The 14,123-nt window shown below is 58.5% G+C and carries 12 protein-coding genes; 6 read left to right on the forward strand and 6 right to left on the reverse strand.

From position 1 onward, the window contains the following. Positions 1-2: 2 nt before the first annotated feature. Entirely contained in the window at positions 3-2,618 is a 2,616-nt protein-coding gene (gene pepN, locus CBW22_RS08265) for an aminopeptidase N (RefSeq protein ID WP_088516430.1), read from the forward strand. Positions 2,619-2,697: 79 nt separating this feature from the next. On the opposite strand, the gene ssuB is transcribed toward pepN, so the two are convergent. Genes ssuB through ssuE form a run of 5 tightly spaced genes read right to left on the reverse strand, consistent with a single transcriptional unit; the run spans position 2,698 to position 6,966 of the window. Continuing rightward, the gene (gene ssuB / locus CBW22_RS08270; RefSeq protein WP_021508325.1) at positions 2,698-3,489 is read right to left on the reverse strand and encodes an aliphatic sulfonates ABC transporter ATP-binding protein; all 792 of its coding nucleotides are present in this window, start codon (positions 3,487-3,489) and stop codon (positions 2,698-2,700) included. Next, positions 3,486-4,277, reverse strand: coding sequence for an aliphatic sulfonate ABC transporter permease SsuC (gene ssuC / locus CBW22_RS08275; RefSeq protein ID WP_058769561.1), 792 nt, complete (start codon positions 4,275-4,277; stop codon positions 3,486-3,488). The genes ssuB and ssuC overlap by 4 nt, the downstream gene beginning before the upstream one ends. 10 nt (positions 4,278-4,287) lie before the next feature. After that, positions 4,288-5,433 (reverse strand): FMNH2-dependent alkanesulfonate monooxygenase, encoded by a 1,146-nt coding sequence (gene ssuD / locus CBW22_RS08280; protein WP_058775379.1) that lies wholly within the window; start codon positions 5,431-5,433, stop codon positions 4,288-4,290. Between the two features lie 11 nt (positions 5,434-5,444). After that, positions 5,445-6,404 carry a sulfonate ABC transporter substrate-binding protein gene (locus CBW22_RS08285; RefSeq protein ID WP_021508322.1) on the reverse strand — a complete coding sequence of 320 codons (960 nt, stop codon included), beginning with the start codon at positions 6,402-6,404 and terminating at the stop codon, positions 5,445-5,447. A gap of 10 nt (positions 6,405-6,414) precedes the next feature. Continuing rightward, the gene (gene ssuE / locus CBW22_RS08290; protein WP_088516431.1) at positions 6,415-6,966 is read right to left on the reverse strand and encodes an NADPH-dependent FMN reductase; all 552 of its coding nucleotides are present in this window, start codon (positions 6,964-6,966) and stop codon (positions 6,415-6,417) included. Positions 6,967-7,697: 731 nt separating this feature from the next. On the opposite strand from ssuE, the gene CBW22_RS08295 reads away from it, so the two are divergent. The 5 genes from CBW22_RS08295 (at position 7,698) to CBW22_RS08315 (ending at position 12,937) form a co-directional block, all read left to right on the forward strand. Next, positions 7,698-8,492: a hypothetical protein gene (locus CBW22_RS08295; RefSeq protein ID WP_141097300.1), complete on the forward strand. Its 795-nt coding sequence runs from the start codon at positions 7,698-7,700 to the stop codon at positions 8,490-8,492. Between the two features lie 102 nt (positions 8,493-8,594). Further along, positions 8,595-10,112 carry a lipopolysaccharide biosynthesis protein gene (locus CBW22_RS08300; RefSeq protein ID WP_021508319.1) on the forward strand — a complete coding sequence of 506 codons (1,518 nt, stop codon included), beginning with the start codon at positions 8,595-8,597 and terminating at the stop codon, positions 10,110-10,112. After that, positions 10,109-11,113 (forward strand): glycosyltransferase family 2 protein, encoded by a 1,005-nt coding sequence (locus CBW22_RS08305; protein WP_088516433.1) that lies wholly within the window; start codon positions 10,109-10,111, stop codon positions 11,111-11,113. The genes CBW22_RS08300 and CBW22_RS08305 overlap by 4 nt, the downstream gene beginning before the upstream one ends. 120 nt (positions 11,114-11,233) lie before the next feature. Then, positions 11,234-12,244: a quinone-dependent dihydroorotate dehydrogenase gene (gene pyrD, locus CBW22_RS08310; protein ID WP_021508317.1), complete on the forward strand. Its 1,011-nt coding sequence runs from the start codon at positions 11,234-11,236 to the stop codon at positions 12,242-12,244. A 150-nt stretch (positions 12,245-12,394) separates the two neighbouring features. After that, positions 12,395-12,937, forward strand: coding sequence for a cell division protein ZapC (locus CBW22_RS08315; protein ID WP_088516434.1), 543 nt, complete (start codon positions 12,395-12,397; stop codon positions 12,935-12,937). Between the two features lie 3 nt (positions 12,938-12,940). Here CBW22_RS08315 and CBW22_RS08320 read toward each other — a convergent pair whose 3' ends face one another. Next, on the reverse strand, positions 12,941-14,050 hold the full coding sequence (locus CBW22_RS08320; protein ID WP_088516435.1) for a YcbX family protein: 1,110 nt from the start codon (positions 14,048-14,050) through the stop codon (positions 12,941-12,943). Between the last annotated feature and the right edge of the window lie 73 nt (positions 14,051-14,123).

The raw sequence follows: 14,123 nt of genomic DNA on the forward strand, positions 1-14,123 counted from the left end.
TTATGACGCAACAGCCGCAAATTAAATATCGCCACGACTACCGGGCGCCGGATTACACCATCACCGATATCGACCTGACGTTTGATCTTGATGCGGCGACCACGCGCGTCACCGCCGTCAGTCAGGTAAAACGCCTTGGCGCGCAGCAGGCTGAACTGCGTCTGGACGGTGAGGCGCTGACGCTGCTGTCGCTGGCGGTGGATGGCAATCCGTGGCCGCACTACCGCGAAGAGCAGGGCGCACTGATCATCAGCCAGCTGCCGGACAACTTTACCCTGACCATCATTAATGAAATCCATCCGGATAAAAACACCGCGCTGGAAGGGCTGTATAAATCCGGCGAGGCGCTCTGCACCCAGTGTGAAGCCGAAGGCTTCCGGCATATCACCTGGTATCTCGATCGCCCGGACGTGCTGGCGCGTTTCACCACTACCCTGATCGCCGACGCGGCTAGCTATCCGTACCTGCTGTCCAACGGTAACAAGCTGGAGAGCGGTCAGCACGAGGATGGGCGTCACTGGGTGAAATGGCAGGATCCGTTCCCGAAACCCTGCTACCTGTTTGCGCTGGTCGCCGGCGATTTCGATGTGCTGCGTGACAGCTTTACCACCCGTTCCGGCCGTAACGTGGCGCTGGAAATTTTTGTCGATCGCGGCAACCTGGACCGCGCGGACTGGGCGATGACCTCGCTCAAAGCCAGCATGAAATGGGACGAAGAGCGTTTCGGCCTCGAATATGACCTCGATATCTTTATGATCGTCGCGGTGGATTTCTTCAACATGGGCGCGATGGAGAATAAAGGCCTCAACGTCTTCAACTCCAAATACGTGCTGGCCAAAGCGGAAACCGCCACCGACAAAGATTATCTCGGCATTGAAGCCGTGATTGGTCACGAATATTTCCACAACTGGACCGGCAACCGCGTGACCTGCCGCGACTGGTTCCAGCTCAGCCTGAAAGAGGGTCTGACGGTCTTCCGCGATCAGGAGTTCAGCTCCGATCTCGGCTCGCGCGCGGTCAACCGTATTGATAATGTGCGCGTGATGCGCGGCGCGCAGTTCGCCGAGGATGCCAGCCCGATGGCCCATCCGATCCGTCCGGATCAGGTGATTGAAATGAACAACTTCTACACCCTGACGGTGTATGAAAAGGGTTCTGAAGTGATTCGCATGCTGCACACGCTGCTGGGTGAAGAGCAGTTCCAGCAGGGGATGCAGCTCTATTTCGAGCGTCACGATGGCAGCGCCGCCACCTGTGATGATTTCGTGCAGGCGATGGAAGATGCCTCCAACGTCGATTTGTCACAATTCCGCCGCTGGTACAGTCAGTCGGGCACGCCGGTGCTGACGGTGCGTGATGACTACAACCCGGAGCTGGAGCAGTACACGCTACACGTCACGCAGCACACGCCCCCGACCGCCGATCAAAAAGAGAAGCTGCCGCTGCACATTCCGCTGGATATCGAACTGTATGACGGTGAAGGCAAGGTCATTCCGTTGCAGCACAACGGTCATCCGGTTCATCACGTGCTGAACGTTACCGACGAGTTCCAGACCTTCATTTTCGACAACGTCTATTTCCAGCCGGTGCCGTCGCTGCTGCGGGAATTCTCCGCACCGGTGAAGCTCGACTATAAATGGAGCGATGCGCAGCTGACTTTCCTGATGCGCCACGCGCGCAACGACTTCTCGCGCTGGGATGCCGCGCAAAGTCTGCTGGCGACGTATATCCGCCTCAACGTGGCGCGCCATCAGCAGGGCCAGCCGCTGTCGCTGCCGCTGCACGTCGCCGATGCTTTCCGCGCGGTGCTGCTGGATGAGCAGGGCGATCCGGCGCTGATGGCGCTGATCCTGTCGCTGCCGTCAGAGAATGAGATCGCCGAGCTGTTCGAGGTGATCGACCCGCTGGCGATTGCCGCAGTCCGCGCGGCGCTGGTGCGCACGCTGGCGAATGAGCTGAGCGATGAATTCTATGCGGTGTATCTCGCCAACCAGAGCAGCGACTACAAAGTCGAGCATGCCGAGATCGGCAAGCGCTCGCTGAAGAATGTCTGCCTGAGCTATCTGGCGTTTGCGGACGCGGAGCAGGCCAGCAAACTGGTGCAGGCGCAGTACGACAAAGCCAGCAACATGACCGATGCGCTGGCCGCGCTGTCTGCAGCGGTGGCGGCGCAGTTGCCGTGCCGTGATGCGCTGCTGGCGGCGTACGACGAGCGCTGGCATCAGGATGGTCTGGTGATGGATAAGTGGTTTATGTTGCAGGCCACCAGCCCGGCGGCAGACGTGCTGAGCAAGGTACGTAGCTTGCTGACGCATCGCTCGTTCACCATGGGTAACCCGAACCGCATCCGTTCATTGATTGGCGCGTTTGCCTCGGCCAACCCGGCAGCCTTCCACGCCAAAGATGGCAGCGGCTACCAGTTCCTGGTGGAGATGCTGACCGATCTCAACCGCCGCAACCCGCAGGTGGCAGCGCGCATGATTGAGCCGCTGATTCGTCTGAAGCGTTATGATGCCGACCGTCAGGCGCTGATGCGCAAGGCGCTGGAGACGCTGAAAGGGCTGGAGAATCTGTCCGGCGATCTGTACGAGAAGATCACCAAAGCGCTGAACGCGTAAGAAAACAATGCGCAATAAATTGCGCCGCTACAAAGAGTTGCAATCCTCTGTAGCGGCGCGATTTATCGCGCGTCCTGAATTAACGCTGCTGCGCGAACTGCAGGGGCTGCTCTGAGGTTCCCCGCTTCATCACCCGATCCAGCACCTCGGCCTCCAGCTCGGCAAGGCGCGCCGATCCTTTGCGGCGCGGACGCGGTAAATCCACCGCCAAATCCAGCCCGATCTGACCCTCTTCAATCAGCAATACGCGATCGGCCATCGCCACCGCTTCGCTGACATCGTGCGTCACCAGCAACACGGTAAAATTATGCTGCTGCCACAGCGACTCAATCAGGCCCTGCATTTCAATGCGCGTTAGCGCATCAAGTGCGCCGAGCGGTTCATCGAGCAGCAGCAGGCCGGGACGATGAATCAGCGCCCGCGCCAGGGCCACCCGCTGTTTCTGTCCGCCGGAAAGCGCTGCCGGCCATTCATGTGCACGATCGGCCAGACCGACCGCCGCCAGCGCCTCAAGCGCGGCGCTGCGCCACTCGCGGCCTTTCAGACCGAGGCCAACGTTATCGATCACTTTCTTCCACGGCAGCAGACGCGCATCCTGAAACATCAGGCGGGTATCTTCGCGCGCCTCGGCCAGCGGCGCGTTGCCCGCCAGCAGTTCACCGTGCGTGGTGGATTCCAGCCCGGCCAGCAGGCGCAGCAGGGTACTTTTACCGCAGCCGCTGCGGCCGACCACCGCGACAAACTGGCCGGCTGGAATATGTAAATCGATATGATTCAGGATGGTGCGATTGCCATACTGCTTGGTGACGCCATTGACGCCCACCGGGGTACCGCGGTTCAGACGCGCCGGGCTTAGCGTTGCGTTGCTCATGCGTTCTCCTCCTTCAATTGGTAAGCCGGATGCCAGCGCAGCCAGACACGCTCCAGCAGCTGTGCCGTCACGTCGGCCAGTTTGCCCAGCAGGGCATAGAGAATGATGGCGACCACCACCACATCGGTTTGCAGAAACTCACGGGCGTTCATTGCCAGATAGCCAATACCGGAGTTGGCCGAGATGGTTTCGGCCACGATCAGCGTCAGCCACATCAGACCGAGGGCAAAGCGCACGCCAACCATGATTGACGGCAACGCGCCCGGCAAAATCACCTGAATAAACAGGCTCCAGCCGGAGAGACCATAGCTGCGCGCCATCTCCACCAGGCCGCGGTCAATATTCCGTATGCCGTGATAGGTATTGAGGTAGATAGGGAACAGGGTGCCGAGCGCCACAAGAAAAATTTTGGCTGACTCGTCGATGCCGAACCATAGAATCACCAGCGGGATTAGCGCCAGGTGCGGCACGTTACGCAGCATCTGTACCGAGGTATCCAGCAACCGTTCACCGGTGCGCGACGTGCCGGTAATCAGCCCGAGAATCAGGCCAATCGAACCGCCAATGGCAAAGCCGATTGCCGCTCGCCAGCCGCTGATGGCGAGGTGTTGCCACAACTCACCGCTGGCCGCGAGATGCCAGAAAGTGATGACAATATTCTCCGGCGAGGGCAGGATGCGCGTCGACAGCCAGCCGGCCTGTGAGGCAACCTGCCACACCACCACCAGCAGCACCGGCAGCGCCCACGGCAGCAGGGCATTGCTCAGCTGTTTATTGACCTTTGCCATATGCGACTCCTTAACTCTGCGCGACTTTTTGCGGGGTGAAATCATTGGCGACCGCTTCACCGTGCGCCTGCACCACGCGGGGTTGCGGGATTTCCGGCACGGCCAGGTCGAGATGCGGGAACAGCAGCTCGCCCACGCGATAGGCCTCTTCCAGATGCGGATAGCCAGACAGAATGAAGGTCTCGATGCCGAGATCCTGATACTCCTGCATACGCGCCGCGACCGTCGGACCGTCGCCCACCAGGGCAGTCCCGGCACCACCGCGTACCAGACCGACGCCGGCCCACAGGTTTGGGCTGATCTCCAGCCGATCGCGCCGTCCGCCGTGCAGCGCGGCCATGCGCTGCTGACCGACTGAATCGGTGCGGGCAAAAGCCGCCTGCGCTTTAGCAATGGTGGCATCGTCAAGATGGGCGATGAGCCGGTCTGCTGCCTGCCATGCTTCCTCATTGGTTTCACGCACAATTACGTGCAGACGAATGCCGAAGCGCACCGTGCGCCCCTGCGCCGCCGCTTTGGCGCGCACCTGTTCAATCTTCTCTTTGACCAGCGCGGGCGGTTCGCCCCAGGTCAGATAGACATCCACCTGCTCCGCGGCCAAATCCTGCGCGGCATCCGAAGAGCCGCCGAACCACAGTGGCGGACGTGGCTGCTGCACCGCTTTAAACATCAATCGTGCACCGCGCACTTTGACGTACTTGCCTTCGTAATCGACCGTTTCGCCTTCACTCACCCGGCGCCAGACGCGGGTAAACTCCGCAGATTCGGCATAACGCTCGCGGTGATCGAGGAAAACGCCGTCGCCTGCCAGCTCTTCCGGATCGCCGCCGGTAACGAGGTTAAACAGCGCGCGCCCGTTGGAGAGACGATCGAGCGTGGCGGCCTGCCGTGCGGCCTGCGTCGGGGAAATCACTCCCGGGCGCAGCGCCACCAGAAAACGCAGGCGCTGCGTCACCGGAATCAGGGAGGCGGCCACCAGCCACGCATCTTCACACGACCGGCCGGTGGGGATCAGCACGCCACCAAAACCGAGGCGATCGGCGGCCTGCGCCACCTGTTGCAGATAACCGTGATCCACCGGGCGCGCGCCTTCGGCGGTACCGAGATAGTGGCCGTCGCCGTGGGTAGGAAGAAACCAGAATACGGATACGCTCATGATAAATTTCCTTATGGCCGGGCCGGCTGTGGCTGCCAGATGCGATCGGCAATGGTGACTTTGACCGGCATTAAATGGTTGGCATAAAACAGATCGGCAGTTTGCTGTTGGGCCTGCGCCGTGTGGGCGCTGACCGGCGTAATGGTGGTCGGAGGACGATGGTCAAGGTAGCTGGCGATCACCGGCTTCGGCAGGCCCATCGCCTGTGCCAGCAGATCGATACTTTGCTGGCGCTGGCTGCGCGTCAGCGCATCGGCTTCGCTAAAGGTGTGCAGCACCTGCTGCACGAAGTCACCGTGATCGGTAGCAAAGCTGCGCGTGGCGAGGTAGAACGAACCGGTCTGGTTCAGCTTACTGCCGTCCACCAGCACACGGACGTTGCCCTGCAGCAGCGCAGCGGAATAGTAGGGGTCCCAGATCGCCCAGGCGTCAACATCACCCTGCTGAAACGCGGCGCGCGCATCGGCTGGCGTCAGATAAGTCGGCTGAATATCGTTAAAGCTCAGGCCGGCCTGTTCCAGCGCGCGCAGCAGCAGATTGTGCGAACTGGAGCCTTTCTGGAACGCCACTTTATGGCCTTTCAGTTGCGCCACGCTGTGGATGGGACTGTCCTTCGGCACCAGAATCACCTCGGCCTGCGGCTTCGGTGGCTCCGAGCCGACATACAGCAAATCCGCCCCGGCGGCCTGAGCAAACAGCGGCGGGATGTCGCCGGTGCTGCCCAGGTCAATGCTGCCCACGTTCAGCGCCTCAAGCATTTGCGGACCGGCCGGAAACTCGATCCACTGAATGTTGGTGGCCGGGAAGCGCTGCTCCAGCAGCCGATGCGATTTGGCCAGCACCATGCTGACCGATCCTTTCTGATAGCCGATACGGAATTGTGCCGGCGCTTCGGCAGCCTGAGCCGCGAGGGTCAGGGCAAACAGCGCGGTAACGGTTGGCAGCAGCCAGCGGGTTAACATCCTTTTCATCGCGGTTCCTTTATACAGCCTGAGCATAGGGTTGATGACGACGGTGCAGCGCCTGCCAGAAGGTTCCCAGCGCTTCATCAATGCGCTCGCTCAGCAGCGCATCCAGCTCAGGCTGGCGGTCGTAATGGGTGATTTGCGTATCACTGGCGAACACGCCGTGCAGAACTTCCTGCGCTTTCAGCGCGTTCAGCACCGGTTTCAGCGCGTAGTCAACGGCCAGCATGTGCGCCACGCTGCCGCCGCTGGCCAGCGGCAGCACCACTTTATGTTCCAGCGCGCGTTCTGGCAGCAGGTCGAGCAGGGTTTTCAGCGCGCCAGAGAAAGAGGCTTTATAAATCGGTGTGGCGACGATCAGCCCCTCCGCGAGCGCTAAATCTGCTTTCAGCGCGGTCAGTGCCGGTGAGTCAAAGCGCGCATACAGCAAATCTTCCGGCTGAAAGTTGTGAATGTTCCACGGAATCACCTCAACGCCACGCGCTTCCAGCGCCCGCTGGCACACACTCAGCAGCGCCGTGGAACGTGAAGGAAAACGCGGACTCCCCGCCAGCGTAATAACCCGCATGGTCACTCCTTATAACTGAAAGTTATTGATTAGCAATTATTGAGAACTGATGCGTTCAATCCTGACAGAGCAGGCGGCGAGGCGTAAATGATTTATCCGGCAATGGATAGCCGTCAGGCGGGAATAGCCCGCGCTTATAAAGGAAGGGAAAAGCGCCTCTAAGGTTAATCTGAATTGCACCCACAGGTTGCCGGGTTTTCATTAGCGGCTTCCGTCACGGGCAAGGTGAGAATGATTAAAAGCGCTGTTGCCTGGTTAAATCAGAGGTGTAACCGTCGACACATATCGCCGGGCGCGCCATTGTCGTCAGGCTTAAGAAGAAATAGATGAGGTAATTTAAGGAGTAGCAAACAAACGCTGACGTAAGTTTAAAGCGTGCACCAGGATTTTTCGTAGTGGCTGTTTAGAATGTTCCATTTTAAGCTGGTCTCAAATTAGCGAATAAGTGTGTCAAAGCGTGGCGTTTTATTAAAATCGCACCGTTTAACGCGTTTCCTGTTACCGATATTACGTATCACTTCTGCACTATGACCGGGATTGCTTCAGTTGCGCTTAACAATAAACGGTAAATTATCAGCCAGTCTGGCAAGGGCCAATAGTCATGCCGTCGGCGGGCTGTTTATAATTGATTGAGTTTTCTTACGCTAAAAAAAAGTCACTGCCTTATTTGCGCCTTAATTGGGCGGATTTTTGTCTGGCCATTATTCAGTATTATTTTTAGGGAGAGGAATATGGGAAGGTCTGCTCTGTTAGTGCATCCGGCTGAGCCGGTTGCCGATCAGCCTGCGCGCGTCGCGGCTGATAACGTTAATCCACTATTGTGTTATCTGCTGCAGCCGGATGCCGCGCACAGTCAGTTTACCGCTGTGCCACAGCCAGCGGCGGAGAGCGTCAGCGACGACGCGTTTTTACTGTTTGCCGCTGATGGTTTTGTGCCCTCTGCGGCACTGTTGCAGGAAGTGGCAACGCTCAGCCATCAGCGCCCGGAGCTCAACTGCATGCTGGTTTCACTGGCACCACGCGCACTGAGCAGCGGCCTGCAGCCGTCGCTGCAGCTGTTTCAGCAGCTGCAGGCGCAGCGCCTGTGGCAGCAGAATAATTACGCCGTTATCCTGCGCGCCGCGCTGGTGAAAAATGCCGCTCCGCTGGTACGCATTCAGGATGTGATGCTGGCCGGCCTGTTAAATACGCAAACGGTATGGCTGCTGGATGCCCGCGCGGAGCATGAGGTCACCACGGTTAATCCGCCGCCCAGCTATCAGCAATTTATGACGGAGTATGAAAAGGTCACCCGTTTGTCACACTTTATTCCGGAGCGAAACCGCTATCGCCAGAGTTATTTACGCAGCGGGTTATTACAGCTGGTACAGCAGGAATTAAACGCTGAAACGCAGTTCTCTAATAATGTGCGGCACGCGGTGCGCTACTTTGCCGATCAGTTTTCACCGCAGAGCACAATGGAAAAACTGTTACTGAAACAGCCCGACCTCTATTTCTCACTGATGAAAATGAGAAAAAGCCGCTGAGATAGCGCCAGCGTTAATTTTAAGAATTACTCCCGTGGGCGCTGGGGTATTTTTGTGTCACGCTGTTAACACTGAGAAAAATACCCAGACGCCAGAGTTTTTATGTCTATCAAACGTAACGCGATTGCCAACTATGTTGGCCAGATCTATCTGACGCTGTCAGGTATTTTAGTGGTTCCCCTGTATATTCAGCATTTAGGTATGGAAGCTTACGGTCTCGTGGGCTTCTTTTCTATATTGCTGACCTGGCTGCAGCTGCTCGACGCGGGCGTTTCCACCACGCTGATGCGCGAGGCGGCACGCTACCGGGCAAATCAGGCAGAATTTGTCTGGTTTCCGGCGCTGTTTGCCACGCTGACCCGCTTCTTCCTGTTCTCCACCCTGGTGCTGGTGGTGCTCGGCTGGCTGGCGACGCCATGGATTGCCACGCACTGGCTGGATGCGCAGCACTTACCCGCCAGCGATGTGGTGGTGGCCGTGGCGATCATGGTGATCACCGCCGCGATTCGCTGGCGTACCAGCCCGTATCGCAGTGTGATTGTCGGTTTTGAGCATCAGGTCTGGCTCAACGGCGTGAACCTGATCATTACCACGCTGCGTACTTTTGGCGCGGTACTGGTGATCCAGCTGTTCCCGAATCCGCTGCTGACCTTCTTTATCTGGCAATTGCTGGTGTCGATTGCCGAAGCCGCCTGCTGTATCTGGAAATCCTGTCAGCTGGTGCCCCGCGCAGCGCGCAAAGAGAAGCGCGACGACCTGAAAGGCGTGCTCAAACCCTTTATCCGCTTCGCGCTGAGCGCCGCCTTCTCCAGCGCCGTGTGGACCTTTATTTCGCAGATTGACCGGCTGGTGCTGTCAAAAACCCTGCCGCTGAGCGAGTACGGCTCGTTCACCGTGGTCGCCACGGCTGCGACCGGGATCCTGCTGCTGAGCAGTCCGATTATGCAGGCGATTGTGCCGCGCATGACCGGCATGAAAACCCGTCAGCAGGGCGATGCCGAATCGCTGAAGCTCTACCGCTATACCACCCAGGCGGTGGCGATTTTTATGGCCCCGCTCAGCATCACCATTGCCTGCTATGCCGGACCGCTACTGTGGGCGTGGACGCAGAAACCGCAAATTGTCGAAGAGATGGCGTTTGTGCTTAGCCTCTATGCGCTCGGCAGCGGCATCCAGGCGATCTGCGGCCTGCTGTATCACCTGCAATACGTTAACGGCAATCTGAAACTGCACATGCAGGGATTCACCTGTTTTGCCGTCGTGCTGGTGCCGCTCAACATCTGGTGTGCCGTCCATTACGGGGCGCTGGGCACCGGCTGGCTGTGGCTGGGGCAGAACATCTTCTATTTAGTTGGCTGGGCGTGGCTGGTGCATCGCCGCTTTGCGCCGGGCATCCATTTCAGCTGGCTGACGCGCGACGTAGCGCTGATTTGGGCGGTGTCGGCGCTGATTGCCTGGCTCAGCACGCTGCTGCCCATCGAGTGGAACCAGAATCGCTGGATCAACCTGCTGTGGCTGGGGCTGATCGGGGCCTTTAACCTTGGCGTGTGCTGTCTGTTACACAGCCTGGTGCTAAAACGCCTGCGCGCGCCGCTTGTTAACGCAGAGGAAAGAGGATGAGCATGACATCACGCCGCACGCCGACGGTTTCGGTAATTATCCCTAACTGGAACTGCGCGCCCTGGCTGCCGGAAACCCTGGGGTCGCTGTTACGTCAGTCATCGCCGCCGGAAGAGATCATCATTATTGATGATGGCTCAAGCGATGACAGCGTGGCCTGGCTGACGGCGTTTGCTGCGCAGCATCCGCAGGTGACGCTGCTGAGTGGCGGACGCGGCGGCGTCAGTGCCGCGCGCATGAAGGGGCTGGCTGCAGCCAGCGGCGATTTCGTCTATTTTATGGATGCTGACGACTTCGTCTCGACAGAACTGTTCGCCGATTTCCGCCGCGTACAGGCGCGTCATCCGGAGATTGATCTGTTCTGCTTTGGCGCGAAGATGTTTTTCGACCTGCCAGCGCCGCAGCGCCATTATCAGACCATCCATCAGCGCCACGTCAGCGGCCTGCTGCCGGGCGGCAGCGCCACGCTGCGCACGCTGATTCAGCATCAGTCGGCGCATCGGGTGATCTGGAGCAGCATCATTTCGCGTCGCCTGATTGACCAGCTCGATCTGCAGTTTCTGCCGATTCAGAACCATGAAGACGCGCCTTTTATGTTCGCCCTCTATCTGCAGGCGCACGCGCTGTACTGCACCAGCCAGAGCTACTACTACAAACGCTTTATGCTGAGTTCACTGTCGCAGAGCACGCGCGACTTCTCATGGGTGAAAAATTACTTTATCGCCCGCGCCGGCAGTGAGCAGTTCCTGCAGCAGCAGCAACTGCCGCACGATGAGGCGCTGCTGGATGACTATTACCAGACGGTGATGCACGGCTGCCTGACGCAAATCCGCAAAAATCACATGACGGTGCCCGCCGAGTGGCAGCCGCAGGTGAATCAGCTGGTGCGTAAAGTGTTACAGCACAACGCGCGACTGAAACTGCTGTGGTATTGCCCGGCGATTTACAGCGGCTTACAGGCCTGCCGCGATCGTCTGGGACGCTATTCCGCCCGACGCTGATACCGATCAAATTGTTGCATCCCAGAGTAATTTACTTTTGCGCCAGAGCACCTTACCATTCTGGCGCACAAATTCCCGTGCACCCGACTTTCACGAAGCTTCCGCCATTCAGGAGAGTGCATGCTATATCCTATCGTCCGGCCGGCGCTGTTTAAGCTCGATCCAGAGCGCGCGCACGAACTCACCTTTCAACAGTTACGCTTCATCAGCGGCACGCCGCTGGAAGGGCTGATTCGTCAGTCGCTGCCGTCACGCCCGGTGACCTGTATGGGGCTGACCTTTCCGAACGCGCTGGGTCTGGCTGCGGGTCTGGATAAGAACGCGGAGTGCATTGATGCCTTTGGCGCCATGGGCTTTGGCTTTGTCGAAGTGGGCACGGTGACGCCACGCGCGCAGCCGGGCAATGACAAACCCCGCATGTTCCGGCTGGTGGCGGCGGAAGGTATCATCAACCGCATGGGGTTTAATAATCTCGGCGTCGATCACCTGGTTGAGAATGTGAAAAAGGCGCGCTTTAAAGGCGTGCTCGGCATCAATATTGGTAAAAATAAAGACACGCCGGTGGAGCAGGGCAAAGACGATTATCTCACCTGCATGGAAAAGGTGTATGCGCACGCCGGTTATATTGCCATCAATATTTCCTCACCGAATACCCCCGGATTACGTTCGCTGCAATATGGCGAAGCGCTGGACGATCTGCTGTCGGCGATTAAATTAAAACAGCGGGCGCTGCAGGAAAGCCATCTGAAATATGTGCCGGTGGCGGTGAAGATCGCACCGGATCTTTCTGAAGAAGAATTGATCCAGGTTGCCGATAGTTTAGTGCGCCACGAAATAGACGGCGTGATCGCCACCAATACCACGCTCGATCGTTCGCTGGTGAGCGGGCTGAAATATGCCGACGAAGCGGGGGGATTAAGTGGCCGTCCGGTTCAGTCGCGCAGCACCGAGGTGATTCGCCGTCTGGCGCAGGAGCTGCAGGGACGTCTGCCTATTATTGGCGTCGGTGGCATTGATTCGCTGGTCGCGGCACGGGAAAAAATGGCGGCTGGCGCAACGCTGGTACAGATATACTCTGGCTTTATTTATAAAGGTCCGGGTTTAATTAAAGATATCGTGACCCATCTCTAAGACATTTCTCACTTTCCCTGGCCGGGGGGTTTATTTCTCCCTCCGGCTCGTTTATATTTTGTCCTGTTCGTACAATTTTCAGCTTTTTCCTTAAAGCAATATTTTAAATTTCAGCGCCGTTTAGCGCAGCGTAAATCCACAGGGCACCCCATGAAAATCAAACCCGATGACAACTGGCGTTGGTATTTCGACGCAGAGCATGACCGGATGATGCTGGATCTGGCCGATGGAATGTTATTTCGCTCGCGCTTCTCGCGCAAAATGCTGACGCCCGATGCCTTTAATGACAGCGGTTTTTGCGTTGATGACGCTGCGCTTTATTTTACTTTTGAAGAGCGCTGTCGCCAGAGCGGTTTAAAAAGCGATCAGCGCGCCGAGCTGGTGCTGAATGCGCTGGTAGCCAGCCGTTTCCTTAAGCCGCTGATGCCGAAAAGCTGGCACTTCACCAGCCATGCGCACAGCTGGCAGCCCGTCGCGGGCGATATGGTGGCGGTAACGCTGGCCGACAGCGGCGAACAGGCACAGCTGCTGGTGGTCGAGAGCGGCGAGAATGCCGCGCTCTGTCTGCTGGCGCAGAGTGCGCTGACGGTGGCGGGCAAAGGGATGCAGCTCGGCGATGCCATCAAGATCATGAACGATCGCCTGCAGCCGCAGTTGCAGGAGAACAGCGCGCCCTTCGCCCGCGCGGTGTAGCGCTTACGCCAGTTCGATATCTCCGTTCGGAATACAGCTGCAGCTGAGAATGGTGCCGTCGCCGCGCACCGCGCTCTGCTTCAGCGCCTTCACGTCACCCGACACCAGCGTCATTTTGCAGCTGCCGCAGATTCCGGCACGACACGAATAGGGAATGCGAAAGCCCTGCATCTCCAGCTGTTCCAGTAATACCTGCTGATTATCGCCGGCAAACTGCTGACCCTGATAGCCAATGGTCACGGCGGCCGGCGCGCTGCTGGCGGCCTGCAGCGTTTCCACCACCTCACCGGCACCGTAAGCGCGCGGCGTCTGCCGTTCCAGCACTTCAACCGTATCGCCGACGCGCACGATGCCGCTGTTAAGCGCAATCAAATTGAGGCCGAAATCGATATCACCGCTGCCGTCCTGCGCGCTGCGAAAGCGCTGCAGCGTGGCGAGCGGTTCGCCCTGCGGATGCTTGTGGCCGCTTTCGGTGCCGATGGTGGTAAACACGCAGCGGCTGCACGGCTTCGGCATCTCGAAGGTGATCTCGCCGATCTTAATACGTTTCCAGCTGTCCTCGTCCCAGGCGCTGGCGCCGCTGACGATCAGATTGGGGCGGAACTGCTCCAGCCGCACGCTGGCCGGACAGCGCTGCTGCAGATCCTGCAGCGACGCCATGTTGACCAGCAGGTAAGGGAAGCCGTCGGCGAACCCCAGCGGGACCTGGTCGAAGCGTTTTACCCGGCGTGACGGCTCAGCGCCAACCCAGCGCAGCTGCACCGGGCGCGGGAAAAAGCCGCTCAGCCACTGGTTGATGGTGTCAGGCGCAATGCACGCAGTGAACTGGTTGCCCCACACTTCGGTCGGTGCCGGCTGGGTGCTGAAATCGCTGAAGCGGATCAGCGCCTGGCTGCCGTCCGGCGCGGTGATGAATAGCCCGTCGGGCAGCAGGGCGGGCGTGAAACGCACCATCTCCGGAAACTGGCGGGCGGTAATAAAGGTCCCGTCCGCTTCGGTCACCATAAAGATGCGATCGAAGGCCAGACCGCTTTCCAGCACCTGTGCGTGTGACAGCTGCAAACCACGCATCGATTTAACCGGGTGAATATACAGGCGAGACAGGGTAATCATCACAACTCCGTACAGACAAAAAGAAGCTAACTTTATGACATAGGACGCTGATTCGCTATAATGCGCAACAATT

This window comes from Pantoea sp. VS1, assembly GCF_002207995.1.
Taxonomy (GTDB): Bacteria; Pseudomonadota; Gammaproteobacteria; order Enterobacterales; family Enterobacteriaceae; genus Pantoea; species Pantoea dispersa.